A 15,822-nucleotide genomic window follows, 5' to 3' on the forward strand; every position below is an offset into this window, starting at 1 on the left:
CGAGCACGTCACCCGAACGCGTGAGGAGAGGCACCCGACGATGCCCGGCAACGGCGCTGTGACCCGCAGTACCCTGCGCCAGCAGATCGCGGACGCGCTCCGTGACGAGGTGCTCGCCGGGCGCCTCCAGCCGGGCCGGGAGTTCACCGTCAAGGAGATCGCCGAACAGTACGGGGTCTCCGCCACACCGGTCCGCGAGGCGCTGGTCGACCTGTCCGCGCAGGGCGTCCTCGACGCCGACCAGCACCGCGGCTTCCGGGTCCCGGAGTACTCGCTCACCGACTACCGGAACATGATCGAGGCCCGCAGCCTGGTCGTCGACGGCATGTTCCACGCCCTCGCCGAGGGCCATCACCCCGCGTTCAAGGACCCCCAGGAGCCGCGGGTCGCGGCCGCCCTGGCCGCGGTCCGCCGACGCGGCGAGGAGGCCCAGCGCGCCGCCACCGCCGGCGACCTCACCGTGCTGATCGGCTACGACCTCCGCTTCTGGCGGGAGCTGGCCGCGCTGTTCGGCAACCCCTATCTCGGGGACTTCCTGCACCGGCTGCGCGTGCAGTCCTGGGTGTGCGCGGTGCAGCAACTGCGCAGGCTGCCCGATCTACGCGGGTATCTGTGGTCCCGGCACACCGAGTTGGTCGACGCGCTGTCCCGGCGGGACACCGAGGCCGCCCGGGGGATCGTCACCGCGTACAACACCCACTCCCTCGCCCTCATCGAGCGTCTGTCGGAGAACGGATGACCGCGCCCCCGGAGACCGTCGACCTGTCCGTGGTCATCCCCGCGTACAACGAGGAGGGACGGCTCGGCCCGACACTCGACGCCGTCACCCGCTACCTCGCCGACAACGAGTCCCGCTTCGGCACCTGGGAAGTGATCGTCTCCGACGACGGTTCCACCGACGGGACGCGCGAGGTCGCCGCCTTAGGGCATCCGCAGATCCGGCTGGTCGCCGCTGACCGCAACCGCGGCAAGGGCAACGCCCTGCGCCTCGGGGTCGCCGCCAGCGCCGGCCGCCGGGTGCTGGTGACCGACGCCGATCTCGCGGCCCCGATCGAGGAGCTGGAGCGGCTCGACAAGGCGCTCAGCGAGGGCAACGCGGCGGCGATCGGCTCGCGCGCGGTGGCGGGCGCGGAGATATCCGACCACCAGCACCGGCTGCGCGAGCTGCTCGGCCGCGCCGGGAACCTGCTGATACGGGCCACCGCGGTGCCCGGCATCAAGGACACCCAGTGCGGTTTCAAGCTGTTCGACGGCGACCGGGCCCGCGAGGCCTTCGCCGACTCCCGCCTCGACGGGTGGGGCATCGACGTCGAGGTCCTCCAGCATCTGCACCGGGGCGGCGGGTCCATCGCCGAGGTGCCGGTCCGCTGGAGCCACCAGCCCGGCTCCAAGGTCGGCCCGCTCGCCTACCCGAGGGTGCTCGCGGACCTGGCGCGCCTCCGGCTGCGCCGTCTGCGGCCGGCCGACCTCCTGGTCACGGTCCTCTTCCTGGCCCTGTCGATCGCCCTCTACTCGGGCCGCTTCTTCGACCCGGACCACCGCTATCTCACCGACTCCCTCCAGGACCAGAACCAGTGGGAGTGGTTCTTCGCGGTGACCGCGGACAACCTCGCGCACTTCCGCAACCCGCTCTTCTCCGACTTCCAGAACTTCCCCGACGGCGTCAACCTGATGGCCAACACGGTCATGCTGGGCGTCTCCGTCCCCTTCGCCCCGCTCACGCTCCTGGCCGGACCGGCCGTCTCGCTCTCCGTCTGCATGGCGCTGGGCCTGACCGCGACCGCCGTCGCCTGGTACTGGCTGATCATGAAGCGGGTGGTGCGGCACCGGGGTGCCGCCTTCGTCGGCGCGGCCCTCGCGGCCTTCGCGCCGCCGATGGTCAGCCACGCCAACGCGCACCCCAACTTCGTGATCCTGTTCATGATCCCGCTGATCATCGACCGTGCCCTGCGCCTGGCCACGGGCGCCCGGGTCCGGCGGGACGGGATCGTGCTCGGTCTGATGGCCGCCTACCAGATCTTCCTGGGCGAGGAGCCGTTCCTGCTGGCGGCACTGGGCATGGTCCTGTTCGCCGTCGCCTACGCGGCTGTACGACCACAGGTGGCGAAGGAGTCCTGGCGTCCGCTGGGCAAGGGCCTGCTGATCGCGGGCGCGGTCTGCCTCCCGGTCGTCGCCTTCCCGCTCTACTGGCAGTTCGCCGGGGCGCAGAGCTACCACAGCGTCCTGCACGGCGACAACGCCGGAAACAGCCCGCTCTCGCTTCTCGCCTTCGCCGAGCGCTCGCTGCTCTTCGGGGACGCGGGCCGCGCCAACGAGCTCGCCCTCAACCCCACCGAACAAAACGCCTTCTACGGCTGGCCGCTGGTCCTGCTCGCCTTCGGGATCGTCGTACGGCTGTGGGAGCGGCCGCTGGTCAAGGCGCTGGCGTTCACCTCCGTGGCCGCGGCCGTCCTGTCCCTGGGCCCGAAGATCCGCGTCCCGCTGACCGACACGGTGTATCCCGGCCCCTGGGCGCTGGTGCGGAAGCTGCCGCTCTTCGAGTCGGTGATCGAGGGCCGGGTGGCGATGATCTGCGCCCCGGCGCTGGGTGTGCTGCTCGCGCTCGCGATCGAGAAGGTGCTGGCCACCCGTCGTGCCGGCACCCAGTACCTCGGCCTGCTCGCCATCGCGCTCGCGCTGCTCCCGATCGTCCCCGCCCCGCTCAAGTCCGAGCAGCGGACGGCGGTGCCGGAGTTCATCGCGGGCGGGATGTGGAAGTCGTACGTGGGAAAGGGCGAGTCCCTCGTCCCGATCCCGCTCCCCGATCCCGGGTACGCGGAGGCGCTGCACTGGCAGACGGCGGCGGACCTCGGCTTCAAGCTCCCCGGCGGATACTTCAACGGCCCCTACGGCGAGGACCGCATCGGTATCTACGGTGCCGTCCCGCGCTACACCTCCAGCATGCTGCGGGACGTCCGCTACAGCGGGAAAGTGCCGGTGATCGGCAAGAACTGGCGGGCGCAGGCCGCGAAGGACTTCGCCTACTGGAAGGCGGGCGTCCTGGTGGTCGCCCCACAGCCCAACGACGACAAGCTGCGGCAGGCGGTCCAGGCTCTGACCGGAAAACCCGGTAAGTGGACCGGTGGGGTCTGGGTATGGGACCTGCACGAGGGGAGCTGACCGGCGCCGCACCGATTACTCTTCCCTGACCACCTAGCTGAGCACTTGCTGTGAACGCGCTGATATCGCGCTGATATGAGGAGCCCTCTTTGGCCTGTGACCTCTGGCTGGTACCGCTCGTCGACGTGTTGTGCCACACGCCCGACAACCCGTTCGCCGAGGAACTCGCGCAATACAACAAGGTGCTCGCCGAGGCCGGGCTGCCGCCGGTGCCGGTGTACCAGTACATGCCGGGCCTGTCCGGCGAGGTCGCCCCGGTGGCCGGCTTCGACTACGACGCCCTCCACTTCCTGCGCCGCGCCTATCTCCTCCAGGTCTGCGGCCTGCCCGTCTCCCCCGTGGACGACCTGGGCGGCGACTACGAGCAGCTCCTGGAGATGTTCGAGTCGACGGCCCAGCAGTCGCATCTGGTCTGGCACTACGACCACGCGGGCGCGTACGTCCCGGTCGACTTCCCGAACCCGCTCTCCAGCGACGAACTCCTCGCGAGCGGCGGCCCCTTGGGCTCCTCCCAGTCGCTGCTGCGCGAGCTGGAGTACGTCGCCCCGTCGATCGGCATCGACCCGGCGAACCCGCCGGCGGCCCCGCAGGCCCCTTCCGCCCCCACCGACCTGGAGGAACCGGCGAACCCGGCCCCCTACGACCCGAGCCCCTTCGCCCGCGAACGCCACGTCTGGCTCGGCCTGCACGCGGCGGCGACGCGGAGCCTGGCGCAGGGGTCGATGATCGTGTTCAGCTGAGGCGAAGGGGGCCGGCCTACGTCAGCTCTGCTCGACGATGCGGATGGTGCGGATGCCGGTGCCCCGGTAGCGCATCGGGGTCCTGGTCAGTACGGCACGGCCGCGTGGCCATTCGACGGTCGGCAGGGCGAGGTGCAGCACATGGGCGCCGCTCCAGTCGGGCTCGTCCTTGCCCTCCTCCGCGGCGCCCTTCGTGGCACGCAGGCGCTTGCCCACGGCGGTGGCCGCCGCGAAGTCGAGCGCTTCGATGTTGACCGACGGCAGGGCCCCGACATGCTCGGCGACACCGGCTCGCTCCCGCTCCGCGGCGGCCAGGCTCACCGCGGGGATGTAGACGCGCAGGGCGGGGTCCTTCTCGGCCTCGACGACGAGCCGCGAGGCCATGCTGTTCCCGGCGCCGAGCGCCAAGGCCGCCGTGTCGTCGAAAATGACGGCACGCGGCAGCGGGTAACGCTCCTCCCCCGTCACTGGACCTCCCCGATGCGACCCGACTCGATGTCGGCCCACAGCTTCTCGCCGGCCTTCTCGTCCTCTTCCGTATAGGGCCGGCCGAGGAAGTGCTCCTCGACGTACGCCCTGGTCTCCTCGTACCGCTTGCGCAGCTCTTCCTTGGTGGGCGTGGCCCCGGCCAGCTCCGCCACGAAGTCCCGCATGCTCATGCCGCGTTCCCTGGCGAGCTCCTGGAGGCGGTCACGGACGGCGGGGTCGACCTTGATCGTGGTGTCAGCCATGAGGACAGTATACTGACGGTATACCACCTCAGGGCGTGCGAGTGTGACAGTCATCGACGTTCCTTTCTCTGCTTTCTAGGCCGCCACGGGGTGAACTTTTTGCAATTCACCCACCGGTGGGCGAGATTCGTACGGCCTCTCGAAAACCTCGCAGGTCGTCGAGTACTGCCGCGTCACCGGATCCCGCCGCACCACCCGCCGCAGATAGCCCCGTTCCTCCAGCTCACGCAGGGAGGCGACGATCGACATGCACCCTTCCCGGCGCCGCTCGGCGAGGATGCGCTCCGTGATCCACGAGCCGCTCGGAAGACTCAAGAGGTACGCCAGTACGCCCGCCGCCGCCCAGGACAGACGTCGGTCCCCGAAACGGGAGTTGGCGAGGGCTGCGAAGGCGCGCAGGGGCGCCGTACGATGAACGCGCATCGGAGTGGTAGCTCCCGTGTCGAGCCCCCGGGTGTTGGCGCACCGCGGGGGCAATCTGTTGATCGTGACTTTAGGGCCACACAAAGCGGCGCGCGCAAGCCGGAATCCCCTTTTCCTGGCTGTTTGTTCGCGCATTTCACTCCGGCGAGTGAAGCGCGGTGCGCAGAAGTCGCGTGTGTACGAAACGGTCGGGGGCGGTCGGCCGGTAGCGCCAGGACAACGGCCAGGTCATGTCGTCCAGCGCGGGGATCGGGATGTACGACACCCGGGCCGGATCGGCGGTCAGTCTGGTCACCTCCGCAGGCCACGGCAGGTGGTCCGTACTCCCGGCCGGGACGAGGAAGTACACACACCGCCGCCTGCTCGCGACCTCGATGACCGGCCCCGGATCCCCGCCGGTCATCCACGCGAGCCGGTCGGCGAGCCGCCGCCCCCATTCCCCGTCGTCCACCCGCACGGCATCGAACTGCACACCGGCTTTGCGGAGTTGAACACCGGAGGCGGGCAGCCAGCCGAGGTTTAACTGGTCACTTTGCGTGTTCATGGAATCAGTGTCGGCACGTAGGGCTACCGTCGCCATAACTCAGAGTCAAGAGCAGCAAACTCTGGGAATTCGGGGTCCGGTGGTTTTGACCGTTTGAGTTCGGTTGAGTTCGGGGGTGACCGCAATGGCGCGGACTGAGAACAAGGCGGAGGCGGGCAGCACGGCACAGCTCCTCGCCGCTCTCGCGAAGGCCTTCCGTGAGCAACAGGAGCTGACGCAGGAGGAGTTGGGGAAGCGCATCGGCTACACCGGGTCCGCGATCAGCGCGATGGAGACGGGAGCGCAGCCCGCCAGCGACAAGATGCTCGCCAAGCTGGAGGAGGCGATCGGCGGCGGGCTGGGGATCTTCGAAAAGGCACGCAGGTTCGTGCTGCTGGACAAGTATCCGGCCCAGTTCAAGAACTTCGCGCTGGTGGAGCAGGAGGCGGTGACGCTGTCGTCGTACCAGACGTTCGTGGTCGACGGTCTGTTCCAGACACCGGAGTACGCGCGGGCACTGATCGGTGGCGGCTTTCCGAAGCTGCCGGAGGAGAAGGTGGAGGAACTGGTCGAGGCTCGGGTGGCGCGGCGGGCGCTGTTCGAGCGGGCGGATCCGTCCGCCATGATCGAGGTGATCCTGGAAGAGTCGGTGCTCCGGCGGCCGTTCGGTAGCTGGGAAGTGATGCGCGACCAATTGCGGTCTCTCGCGGAGGACGCGGAGCGGGACAATGTGAGTGTCCAAGTGCTGCCCACTGACCGAGGGTTGAGGGCCGGACACGCGGGCGCACGCGGAGACATGAAGCTGGTGGAGACCAAGGAGCACCACCGCCTGGTCTACATGGAGATCGAGGACGAAAGTGTGCTGGTCAGCGATGCCGCAAAGGTCGCTCGCCTCACTCACCGATATGCGAAGATCCGAACCCAGGCGCTGAGCTCGGACGACTCGCTGAGCCTCATCCGAAAGTTGGCAGGAGAAGAGCGGACATGACGACCCTGCGGTGGTTCAAGTCGAGCTACAGCAACGACAGCGGCGGGCAGTGCGTCGAAACCGCCTACACCTGGCGCAAGTCCTCCTACAGCAACGACAGCGGCGGCGACTGCCTCGAAATATCCCCCTGCCCCCACACCATCCACATCCGCGACTCCAAGACCGGCCCCGACGGCCCCCTCCTCACCGTCTCCCCGGCCTCCTGGGCCGCCTTCCTGGAGGGCGGCGCCTCGGCCCGCTAGCCGGACCAGTCGACCGGGCCCTCGAAGCCGGCGCTGTCGCAGTAGGCCACCGCACGCCCCTCGGCCCCGCGGTCGCCGCGAACCGCGTTGACGGTGTCGTCGAGGATGTGGGTGCCGCCGTGTTCCAGTCCGGCCCGGTCCAGCCTCTTCGCGGCCTCGATGGCCTCGTGCCCTGCCCATTCGGTGTTGTCGCTGGGGGTCGTGGCGTGCGCCGCATCCTGCCAGGACCCCAGCTTGGCGCAGTAATCGCCCTGCCACTCCTTGGCCTGCGCCGGATCGCCCGACGAACAACCGCTCATCAGGACAGCGGCAATGACAACGACCGCTGCTCGCTTGGTGTGCTGCATGGACATGCCCTCCCCGAAGCTGCCGACACAGGATATGTAGCGGTCACCGCACTAGGCGAAGACGGTGAACAGGGCGAGCGCGGGCCCGGCCGCGTAGACGAGTACGCCCACCGCCAGCGCGGTCCACGGCCTCCGCACCAGCACCGTCCCGAGCACGACCGTGACCACTGCGGCGGCCAGCGCGACCGTCGGCCCGAACATCGCCACCAGCATCCACACACCGGAGTCGTCGCAGAACCGCTGGGTCCCGGCCGAAGTACCGCAGCTGTCCCCGGCGAAGGCCATGCCGAAGAACAACAGCCCGTTGACCGCGACGGCGACCGCTAGCAGCAGCCCGGCCACCAGGGCGAAGACCACCCTGAGCGGACCGCCCGGCGCGGGACGCGGCGACGGGAACCCGGGGCCGTACGACGGCAGGGACGGGTAAGGGGGCGGCGGAAAGCTCATGCCCCCCATCTCACCGCCGTCGGCGCGTCTCCGCCTGAGTACGGCTACTCGGTTTCCCGGCCGGGATCGGCAGGACGACCTGGTCTGCATGGAGGGCCACCTGCGCCTGACCGCCTACGCCCTCGTCGGCTTCCCCACCGGCATCGAGTGCCTGATCGGCACCGCACCGGCCATGGGACGCTGGGCGCGGTAGCCGGTCGCCGCCGTCCTCTTCAGGTCACGGAACTAGGCCCTGCGGGCCGTCGCCGTGATGGTCGCCGTGCTGATCACGTGACTCGACATGGTGAACGTGGTGATCGCGGCCGGGGTCGCCGCGGGCAGTTGCAGGCTCGGGGTGTCCAGGGCGTAGACCGTGATCCGGTAGTGGTGGGTGATGTCGCCGACCGGCGGGCAGGGGCCCAGGTAGCCGGTCTGGCCGGCGCCGTTCGTGCCGGCCACCGCGCCGGTCGGCAGGGCGGCACCCAGCTGGGTGTCCGTGGCGGGGATGTCCCAGGTCAGCCAGTGCCACAGGCCGGAGCCGGTGGGGGCGTCGGGGTCGAACATGGTGACCGCGTAGCTGCGGGTGTCCTTCGGGGCGCCGTGCCAGGACAGCCGTATCTGCTGGTTGGCGCCGGAGCAGCCGAACGAGTCCGCGTAGGAGTCGGCCGGGATGGTGCCGCCGTTGCGGATGTCCGGGCTGGTGACCTTGAAGCGGGCGGCGGAGTCGGGGACGCCCTGGCGGACCCTGGTGTAGCCGTACCCTCCGTCGCCGGCCGGACCGGTGTGGGGGTGGCTGTCGGCGTTGGCGGTGGTCACGCCGGTGGTGACGGCGGCGGCGACCGCGGCCAGTGCGGCCGCGGCTCGGATCGGTGCTCTCATCGTGCCCTCCTGGACGGGTGGTGCCTGTCGGTGCGTCCACGATCAAGGACGCGGGGCGGCCGGAGGAAGGCGCTCGGGATCCTGGCATTCGGGATGCCAGGATCCGGGGTCGACAGGGCACGGCCCGGGTCAGGATCATGGCGGGCATGGCGGGCATGGCGAGCGACCGGGCACCGAAGCGGGCGGAACTGGGTGAGTTCCTGCGTGCCATGCGGGCGCGGCTGCGGCCCGAGGACGTCGGGTTGCCGGAGCTGGGCCGGCGCCGGACGCCGGGGCTGCGGCGGCAGGAGGTGGCGCAGCTCGCCGCCGTCAGCATCGACTGGTACATCCGGCTGGAGCAGGGCCGGGTCGGCACCCCGGGTGCCGCCGTGCTGGACGCGGTGGCCCAGGCGTTGCGGCTCTCGCCCTCCGAGCGGCACCATCTGCATCTCCTCGCGCGGGACGAGACCCCGGTGACCCGGCACCTGTCCGCTCCGGTCGGCGACTCGCTGCGTGTGCTGCTGGCGGGGATGCCGCTGCTCCCGGCGTATGTCGTGGACTTCCGTTTCGACGTGCTGGCGCACAACGCGGCCGCGACGGCCCTGTTCGGCGCGGACTTCGGCACCGCCGGGGAGATCACCGGCAACACCGCGCGCGTGCTGTTCCTGGAGCCGGGGATGCGCGCGGTCCAGCTGGACTGGGCCCGGGTGGCCCGCGAGACGGTCGGCAACCTGCGGGCGAACCTGGCCCGCCACCCGGACGACCCCCGGCTGCGTGAGGTGATCGCCGAACTGCGGGGCCGGAGCACGGAGTTCACCGCGTGGTGGGACGACCACACGGTGCAGCAGCGCGCCCACGGCCGCAAACGCCTCCGGCACCCGGTCGTCGGCGAACTGGCCGTCTGCTACGACACGCTGGCCACCCTCGACGACTCGGACCAGTGCCTGATCGCCGTCACCCCGGCCGACCTTGCGGCCGAGGCGGCCCTGCGCAGACTCATGACCGGCCCGGGTCTGCACGCCATCGGGGCCTGAGCCCCTGTGGGGTGCCGCGCGGGCGGGTGGCCAGGGTCCACCCGGCGCTGGTGAGTGCGGCCAGCGCGAGGGTGATCAGGAGCAGCGTGGTGTGGGAGCCGGCGCTGTCGGCGGCGCGGGCGACAGGGTTGGGCAGGCCGAGGCGGTCGACGAGCCAGCCGAGGGCCGCCACGCCGGTGAGCGCCGCGCCGGTCAGGCGGAGTGCGGGCTGGACGCGCAGCCGGGCCAGGACCAGGAGCGAGGGCAGGGTGAGGCAGACCAGCAGCAGTTGGACCAGTTCGATGCCCAGGTTGAAGCCGAGCAGGCTGGTCACCAACTGGCCCGTGGAGAGGTGCATCTCGGCCAGGACGAAGGAGAACGCCATGCCGTGGCCCAGGCCGAAGACGCCGGTCACGATCGCCTCCCGGCCGGGGAAGAGCGGGCGGATCGCGTGGATCGCGCCGACCAGGATGCTCGCCGCGATGAACGCCTCCACCGGCCAGGACGGGATCTGGAGGCGGCCCAGGGCAGTGGCAGCCAAGGCCACCGAGTGGCCCGCGGTGAAGGCGAGCGTGATGCCGCCGATGCGGGCCAGCGCCTTGCGAGGGCCCACCAGTCCGGTCCAGCGGCCGCCGGTCGCCGCCAGGGGGGCCGGCAGGAGCAGGATCAGCAGGAAGAGGAGGTGGTCGGTGCCGGTCAGGATGTGGTTGCCGCCGAGTTCTACCATCGCGACGAAGCCGCGCCAGGCGCTGCCGGGGCCGAGGTCGACCTTCAGGGCCGGGACCTTCATGTGCCGGACGTCGAGCTCGATCGTGCCGACCTGGGTGGTGCCCTCGCTGTCGACCTGGCCGTTCGCCCAGTCCTGACGGACCGTCACGAGGGTGACGTGGGTGACGACCTGGTGCACGATCACGTCGTAGTGGAAGGTGAAGTGGCGTACGTCGGCGCCGGCGGGCGGGGTGAGGACCGCGGCGACGGTCAGTTCGCGGTAGGGGCCGGTGGACGTCTGCTGGGTGGCGCTCAGGTGCATCGCGCCGATGCCGACCCGCCACGCCTTCCCGTCGGTCGTGGTCGGGTGGATGTGCCGGGCGAGGTAGGTGCGGATCGCCTTGACCCGCGCGGCCGGGACGGCCTTGCCGGTGACGCCGTCCAGGTCGATGCCGCTGGCCCGGGAGAAGTCGGAGACCGGCAGTTCCAGCCGCGCGGACACCGAGGACCTGTACACGTCCAGTTGCACCACCGAGTGCGGCATCGGATGCGCGGCGGCCGGCGACGCCCCGAGCAGGAGCGCCGCCGGTACCACGATCGCGATCCCGGCCACCAGGCGTGTCAGGACGGTGGTCAGCCAGTTTCGCGGTCCGGTCATGAGAAGGAGAACTCGTTTCCGTAGTCGCGGGTGTGGTCCCGGTACACGGTGTGGTAATGGACCTGGTCCCGGAACACGACGCCGTTCTGTACGACGAACTCGACCCACACGCTGGGACCGTCGATGCGCACGTAGTCGCCCTGGGTGTCCAGGCCGGTGCCGCCGGAGTAGGAGACGTAGGTCTGGTCGAGTTCCTTCGCGTACGTCTTCATCAGCCGGGCGGCGGTGGCGTCGTCCACGTCCGCGATCCACGGGTGGATAGCCGCCAGGACCAGCTTCTTCTGCTTCGGCGACAGCTCGCTGACCTTGATGCCCTCCTTGGTCTCCGGGAAGTCGCCGTCCTTGCCGGGGCCGAGCAGCACGTCGCTGAACGACTCCGACAGCTTGGCCTCGGCCAGCTGGGAGGTGCTCAGGCTGCCGGTCAGCTTCAGCAGGCCGTTGCGGAACTTCGCCAGCGGCGCGTACGTGGTGCCGTCGTCCGCTGTCCAGCTGGTCGGCTCGACGCCGGTGAAGAAGGGGCTGGCGCCGGAGACCTTGCCGTCCTTGTACGTGATGTTCACGGCGAGGTGGTGGCCGCCGAAGTGCAGCTGCCAGGAACCGGTCTTGGACGGGGTGCCGAGCAACGCCAGGTAGTAGGAGCCGCTGCCGTACGAGAAGCCGCCCGGGCCGCCGCCGGTACCGCCGGAGGGCGGGGCGCCCGTCGGGGCGGCGGCGGACGCCGTGTCGGTGGCCGTGGCGGAGGGGTCGGCCGAGGCCGAGTCGGTCGCCGTGTCGGTCGCCGTGGCCGAGTCGGTCGCCGTGGGCGCGTCCGTCGGTGCGTCCGTCGGCGCGGCGGAGGCGGAGCTGGTGCTCTCGGCCGAGGCGAGCACGTCGTCGGCCTTGAGGGTCTGCAGGACGTGCTCGTAACCGGTGTCCTTGCCGGTGCCCAGGGCCAGCTTCAGCAGGTGCTCGGCGGCGGCCAGCTGGTCGTCCGACAGCGTGCCGAACTGGATGCCGGGGCGGCAGGTCCCTCCGCAGGGGAGGTTCGACCAGGCGGTCGCGTTCGCCTGGGAGAAGTCCAGCAGGGTCGAGGCCTGCTGGTCGGAGGTCAGGGTGTTGAGGAAGGCGTTGGCGGCGCTGACGACGGCCGCGGTGCCCTCGGCGTGCTTGTCGACCGGACGCTGGACGCCCGCGGCCGATTTCTCACTGCTGGCCGTAGCCGCATTTGCCACGGCGAATCCGCCGCCGACCAGCGCCAGGGCCGCGGCGGCCCCGAGTATGGCCCTCCGAGTCCGCCTGGAGCGGACCATACGGGTTCTCTCTTTGCTCATGTACTACTCCTTTGGCATGCCGAACTAGCCACACGGAGGTACCCGTTGGCTTGGACGGAAGATCGAGGGAAAGCACGGCGGACATTACCAACAACAATGTTGACACTCAATGCGAAAACCCGACCGGATAACGGTTTCGAATTACAGTCGGTCCAAGATTTTCAGGATTCACAGAAACAATGGAATCCACAAATGAAATCGACAGGTCACTCTTATTCAGGGAAAAGAAAAAGCGGTGGCCCCACCCGAGGGGTGGGGCCACCGCACGTGGAGCTGTGAGGTACTAGAAGACGGGCGTGCCGCCCTGCGTCAGCTTCCAGTTGGTGGCCGCGAAGGCCGCCGGGTCGATGGTGCCCTTCGCCGTGGCGTAGGCGACCATCAGGTCGCGGACCTGGTTGGTGGAGCTGTAGGCGATCTCCGCGGCGGCGATGTGCGGGTAGCCGGAGCCGCCGTTGGCGCGGTAGTTGTTGACGGCGACGACGAAGACCTGGTCGTCGGCGACCGCGGTGCCGTCGTATGTCAGGTTCTTGATGCGCGAACCCTCGGCCGCCGCGATGTCGATCTCGTAGTCGACGCCGGCCGCCATGTCGTACATGTAGTCCCAGAAGCTGTTGGCGTTGGTGAGGGTCGCGGTGTCGACCGCCGTGCCGGACGGGACCTGGTGGTAGTACTTCGCCGCGTACTCCAGGTAGTCCTTGAGCTGGGCGCCGGTGAGCTTCTTGCCGTACAGGGTGTTCTCGTAGACGTACAGGCCCGCGACGTCGCGGATCGTGACGTCACCGGCCGGGATGGTGGCCGTGCGGCTGAAGCACGCGGCCACCGAGATCAGCGGGAGCGCGGCGTCCGCCGCCGACAGGCCCGCCTTCACCGCGTCCATCTGGACCTGCTGGATGAAGTCGATGGCGGGGACGTCCTTCCAGCAGGCCTCCGCCGTCGACATCGCCACGGTGCTGGTGCCGATCGCGGTGTTGACGTACTTCACCACCAACTCGTGGTCTGCGGTGAGGAGTTCGGTGATCCGCGGGTCCTCGGCCACCGTGTTGCTGTTCAGGGTGGTGGCGGTCTTCTTGGTGATCTTCCAGGAGTGGTTCACCAGCTCCAGCTCGAAGTCGAAGCGGGAGAGGCGGTAGCCGTAGCAGTACGGCTCGGAGAGGAGGACGTCCTCGCCCGTCTCCGCGTTCTTCACCGTGTACGTCGGGACGTCGACGTGGGTGTGGCCGACGAGGATCGCGTCGATGCCGGGCACCTGCTCGGCGACCAGGTTCGACGCGTTCTCCACGTAGGGGAGTTCGTCGCCCCACGACGTCGAGCCGTCCAGGCCCGAGTGGTCGGTGAGGAAGACGACGTCACAGCCGAGGGCGCGCAGCCGCGGCACGTACTTCTTCGCCTGCTCGACCAGGCCGGTGAAGGCCATCTTCCCGGAGACGTTGTCCTTGTCCCACAGGGCGATGCCCGGGTTGGTGAGGCCGAGGATGCCGACCTTGATGTCCGGGCCGTGGGGCACCTTGATGTGCTTGACGGTGTAGGGCCGGAAGGCGGGCTGCAGCGTCTTGGCGTCCAGGGCGTTGGCGCCGAGCAGCGGGAAGTCGCACTGCTTCTCGAAGGTGCGGACGACCTCGATGCCGTAGTTGAACTCGTGGTTGCCGAGCGCGGCCGCGTCGTAGCGCATCTCGTTCATGGCGATCGCCATGGGGTGCTTGGGGCCGCGCTTGCCGTTCTTGCCGGTGATCGGGTCGACGCTCGCGTAGTAGGAGGCGAGGGACGTGCCCTGGATGATGTCGCCGGCGTCGACGAGGAGGACCCGGCCCTCGCCCTTCTCCTTGCGGATGTTCTTCACCAGGGTGGCGATGCGCGCGATGCCGTAGGTGTTGCCCTTGGAGTCCACCGGGGCGGCGTTGGTGTAGTAGTCCCAGTTGAAGACGTGGCTGTGCAGGTCGGTGGTGCCCAGGATGGAGAAGCTCCAGGTCTTGGGCGCCTTCGGGGGCTTGGCATGGCCGTGCCCGGACTCGGCGGCCTGGGCGCTGCCGGCACCGACGGTTCCCGCGACGGCCACGGCCGCTCCGGTGACGGCCGACTTCTGCACGAACTCACGGCGGTTCATGGGATTGACGGGCATTCAGGACTCCTGGGAGGGCGGTGAGGACGGGCGTGGCGTGCGGGGCGGCGGGCTACCCGCGTAGATGCTTGCCGTACGCCGTGCCCGCGCGAAACCAGGAACAGGTCATGGCCGGGTCAACAAAGAGGAATGTGCGGGTGGTTGAGCGCCGCTCCGTCGACGCAGCCCGCGTGTGAGCGGGACAAGCGTGCCGCCCACGGCCCACACCCGGTCCGCAAGCGGCAGCACCAGGGCCGCCCCTGAGGGCGGTCAGTGTGTGGCGCGGGTGGTGATGGCTTCGCTGATCTGCGCGAGGGCCTGCTGTTGCTCGGCGGTGAGCGCGTCGAACACCAGATGTCGCACCGCGGCGACGTGGCCGGGTGCGGCATCCTCGAGCTTCTGCCGCCCCTTGTCGGTGAGCTGGGCCAGGCTGCTGCGTTTGTCGGTCGGGCACTTGATGCGCCGCACCCAGCCGGACTTCTCCAGCCACGTCATCGCATGGGACAGGCGGCTTTGCGACCAGCCCAGGTTCAGGGCGAGGTCGCTCATGCGCGGCGGTTCCTCCCCGCCCTCCGACAGGGCCACGAGGACCACGTAGCCGGCGAGCGTGATCTGTGAGTCGCGCTGCAACTGGCGCTCCAGCTGGTCATCGACCGTCCGAATCAGCGCAGTGAGTGCGCGCCAGATGCTCTGTTCCTGGCCGGTGAGCCATTGCGGTTCGGTCATGCAGCCATCATACCCAGGAACTTGACCCCTCAAGTAAACCGGGTCTAGAGTCCAGTTGAGGCCTCAAGTAAGTGTCTGTCAGATAGTTCCGCACAACCGCGGAGGCACCGCAGCCCGCCATGCCCCAGCGGATCGAAACCACCCAGGAGTAGAGACGATGAACCGCACGTACATCACCGCCCTCGCCGTCGTCGCCACCGCGGGCGCCGCGATCGCCCTCGTGCCCACGCTGGCCAGCGCCTCCGCGCCGAACGCGGCACCCACGTCCGCCTCCCGGAGCTCCTCCAAGGCGCTGGGCACCACACACTTCCTCACCGTCGCCGCCGCGAAGAAGGCGTCCGACGCCGCGCTGAACTCATGCCGGGCGAAGGGCTACCCCGTCTCGGTCACCGTTGTCGACCGTGACGGCATCACCATCACCCAGCAGCGTGCCGACACCGCCACCGGCGCCACCGTGCAGGTGAGCCTCGGCAAGGCCGTCGCCGCCGTCGGCTTCCAGATACCCACCTCCACGCTCCAGGAGGCCGCGAAGACCAACCCCGGAGCGGTCTCCATCCCGGGCTTCAACATCCTCCCCGGGGGTCTGCCCGTCTCCCTCGACGGCAGCGTCGTCGCCGGCATCGGCGTCTCCGGAGCCCCCAGCGGCGACATCGACGCCTCTTGCGCCACCGACGGCATCAAGGCCATCTCCTGACACACCGACAGTGCGGACGCCGCCCGACCCGAAACCGGCCGGGCGGCGTCCGCGCGTAGCGTCGCACCCGGCAGCAACGGCGACAGCGCGGCGCGAAACGCCCGATCCGCTGGACGGAGCGCGGCCCTGACCCGCCGAGCCGGCACCTTGGTGCCCCTGTCCCCTTTGTTCGCGAAGGGGA

Annotated in this window: 19 protein-coding genes; 8 read left to right on the forward strand and 11 right to left on the reverse strand. The window is 69.7% G+C overall.

All coding sequences use genetic code 11. From position 1 onward, the window contains the following. Positions 1-40 precede the first annotated feature (40 nt). The 3 genes from ACZ5K7_RS31440 to ACZ5K7_RS31450 all read left to right on the forward strand — a co-directional run bounded on the left by ACZ5K7_RS31440 (position 41) and on the right by ACZ5K7_RS31450 (position 3,899). Positions 41-739 carry a GntR family transcriptional regulator gene (locus ACZ5K7_RS31440; RefSeq protein WP_351708242.1) on the forward strand — a complete coding sequence of 233 codons (699 nt, stop codon included), beginning with the start codon at positions 41-43 and terminating at the stop codon, positions 737-739. Continuing rightward, the gene (locus ACZ5K7_RS31445) at positions 736-3,159 is read left to right on the forward strand and encodes a dolichyl-phosphate beta-glucosyltransferase (RefSeq protein ID WP_468918496.1); all 2,424 of its coding nucleotides are present in this window, start codon (positions 736-738) and stop codon (positions 3,157-3,159) included. The genes ACZ5K7_RS31440 and ACZ5K7_RS31445 overlap by 4 nt, the downstream gene beginning before the upstream one ends. 89 nt (positions 3,160-3,248) lie before the next feature. After that, the gene (locus ACZ5K7_RS31450) at positions 3,249-3,899 is read left to right on the forward strand and encodes a hypothetical protein (protein ID WP_351708236.1); all 651 of its coding nucleotides are present in this window, start codon (positions 3,249-3,251) and stop codon (positions 3,897-3,899) included. Between the two features lie 21 nt (positions 3,900-3,920). On the opposite strand, the gene ACZ5K7_RS31455 is transcribed toward ACZ5K7_RS31450, so the two are convergent. From ACZ5K7_RS31455 to ACZ5K7_RS31470, 4 genes are all read right to left on the reverse strand, one after another. Continuing rightward, positions 3,921-4,367 carry a PIN domain-containing protein gene (locus tag ACZ5K7_RS31455; RefSeq protein ID WP_468918498.1) on the reverse strand — a complete coding sequence of 149 codons (447 nt, stop codon included), beginning with the start codon at positions 4,365-4,367 and terminating at the stop codon, positions 3,921-3,923. Beyond that, positions 4,364-4,630 carry a cupin domain-containing protein gene (locus ACZ5K7_RS31460; protein WP_351956492.1) on the reverse strand — a complete coding sequence of 89 codons (267 nt, stop codon included), beginning with the start codon at positions 4,628-4,630 and terminating at the stop codon, positions 4,364-4,366. The genes ACZ5K7_RS31455 and ACZ5K7_RS31460 overlap by 4 nt, the downstream gene beginning before the upstream one ends. A 75-nt stretch (positions 4,631-4,705) precedes the next feature. After that, entirely contained in the window at positions 4,706-5,053 is a 348-nt protein-coding gene (locus ACZ5K7_RS31465; protein ID WP_468918500.1) for a hypothetical protein, read from the reverse strand. Positions 5,054-5,189: 136 nt separating this feature from the next. Next, the gene (locus ACZ5K7_RS31470; RefSeq protein ID WP_351708229.1) at positions 5,190-5,597 is read right to left on the reverse strand and encodes a hypothetical protein; all 408 of its coding nucleotides are present in this window, start codon (positions 5,595-5,597) and stop codon (positions 5,190-5,192) included. Positions 5,598-5,712: 115 nt separating this feature from the next. Here ACZ5K7_RS31470 and ACZ5K7_RS31475 point away from each other — a divergent pair, with 115 nt between their 5' ends. Together ACZ5K7_RS31475 and ACZ5K7_RS31480 are read left to right on the forward strand one after the other, a co-directional pair. Next, positions 5,713-6,564, forward strand: a complete 852-nt coding sequence (locus ACZ5K7_RS31475) for a helix-turn-helix domain-containing protein (RefSeq protein ID WP_468918503.1) — start codon at positions 5,713-5,715, stop codon at positions 6,562-6,564. Continuing rightward, on the forward strand, positions 6,561-6,806 hold the full coding sequence (locus ACZ5K7_RS31480; protein WP_468918506.1) for a DUF397 domain-containing protein: 246 nt from the start codon (positions 6,561-6,563) through the stop codon (positions 6,804-6,806). Before ACZ5K7_RS31475 ends, ACZ5K7_RS31480 begins: the two co-directional genes overlap by 4 nt. Here ACZ5K7_RS31480 and ACZ5K7_RS31485 read toward each other — a convergent pair. Next, positions 6,803-7,153, reverse strand: a complete 351-nt coding sequence (locus tag ACZ5K7_RS31485) for a hypothetical protein (RefSeq protein ID WP_450972916.1) — start codon at positions 7,151-7,153, stop codon at positions 6,803-6,805. The genes ACZ5K7_RS31480 and ACZ5K7_RS31485 overlap by 4 nt on opposite strands. Before the next feature lie 51 nt (positions 7,154-7,204). Continuing rightward, a complete protein-coding gene (locus ACZ5K7_RS31490) occupies positions 7,205-7,600 on the reverse strand; it encodes a hypothetical protein (RefSeq protein WP_468918509.1) in 396 nt (131 codons plus the stop codon). Between ACZ5K7_RS31490 and ACZ5K7_RS31495 the strand changes: the two genes are divergently transcribed. Next, positions 7,599-7,793 (forward strand): hypothetical protein, encoded by a 195-nt coding sequence (locus ACZ5K7_RS31495; protein WP_468918512.1) that lies wholly within the window; start codon positions 7,599-7,601, stop codon positions 7,791-7,793. The genes ACZ5K7_RS31490 and ACZ5K7_RS31495 overlap by 2 nt on opposite strands. 32 nt (positions 7,794-7,825) lie before the next feature. Here the strand turns inward: ACZ5K7_RS31495 and ACZ5K7_RS31500 are convergent, their stop codons facing one another. After that, entirely contained in the window at positions 7,826-8,458 is a 633-nt protein-coding gene (locus tag ACZ5K7_RS31500; RefSeq protein ID WP_468918515.1) for a YbhB/YbcL family Raf kinase inhibitor-like protein, read from the reverse strand. A 146-nt stretch (positions 8,459-8,604) separates the two neighbouring features. Here ACZ5K7_RS31500 and ACZ5K7_RS31505 point away from each other — a divergent pair, with 146 nt between their 5' ends. Beyond that, on the forward strand, positions 8,605-9,471 hold the full coding sequence (locus ACZ5K7_RS31505; RefSeq protein ID WP_468918518.1) for a helix-turn-helix transcriptional regulator: 867 nt from the start codon (positions 8,605-8,607) through the stop codon (positions 9,469-9,471). Here ACZ5K7_RS31505 and ACZ5K7_RS31510 read toward each other — a convergent pair. The 4 genes from ACZ5K7_RS31510 to ACZ5K7_RS31525 all read right to left on the reverse strand — a co-directional run bounded on the left by ACZ5K7_RS31510 (position 9,434) and on the right by ACZ5K7_RS31525 (position 14,947). Next, entirely contained in the window at positions 9,434-10,816 is a 1,383-nt protein-coding gene (locus ACZ5K7_RS31510; protein ID WP_468918521.1) for a HupE/UreJ family protein, read from the reverse strand. The two genes, ACZ5K7_RS31505 and ACZ5K7_RS31510, sit on opposite strands and share 38 nt — an antisense overlap. After that, a complete protein-coding gene (locus tag ACZ5K7_RS31515) occupies positions 10,813-12,126 on the reverse strand; it encodes a DUF3500 domain-containing protein (protein WP_468918523.1) in 1,314 nt (437 codons plus the stop codon). The genes ACZ5K7_RS31510 and ACZ5K7_RS31515 overlap by 4 nt, the downstream gene beginning before the upstream one ends. Positions 12,127-12,409: 283 nt before the next feature. Continuing rightward, positions 12,410-14,242, reverse strand: a complete 1,833-nt coding sequence (locus ACZ5K7_RS31520; RefSeq protein WP_468918526.1) for a bifunctional metallophosphatase/5'-nucleotidase — start codon at positions 14,240-14,242, stop codon at positions 12,410-12,412. Between the two features lie 249 nt (positions 14,243-14,491). Next, complete coding sequence (locus tag ACZ5K7_RS31525; protein WP_351708200.1) at positions 14,492-14,947, reverse strand: MarR family winged helix-turn-helix transcriptional regulator; 456 nt, start codon at positions 14,945-14,947, stop codon at positions 14,492-14,494. Between the two features lie 157 nt (positions 14,948-15,104). On the opposite strand from ACZ5K7_RS31525, the gene ACZ5K7_RS31530 reads away from it, so the two are divergent. Next, positions 15,105-15,641, forward strand: a complete 537-nt coding sequence (locus ACZ5K7_RS31530; RefSeq protein WP_351708197.1) for a GlcG/HbpS family heme-binding protein — start codon at positions 15,105-15,107, stop codon at positions 15,639-15,641. Positions 15,642-15,822: the final 181 nt, after the last annotated feature.

The organism is Streptomyces sp. NPDC031497, from assembly GCF_055580905.1.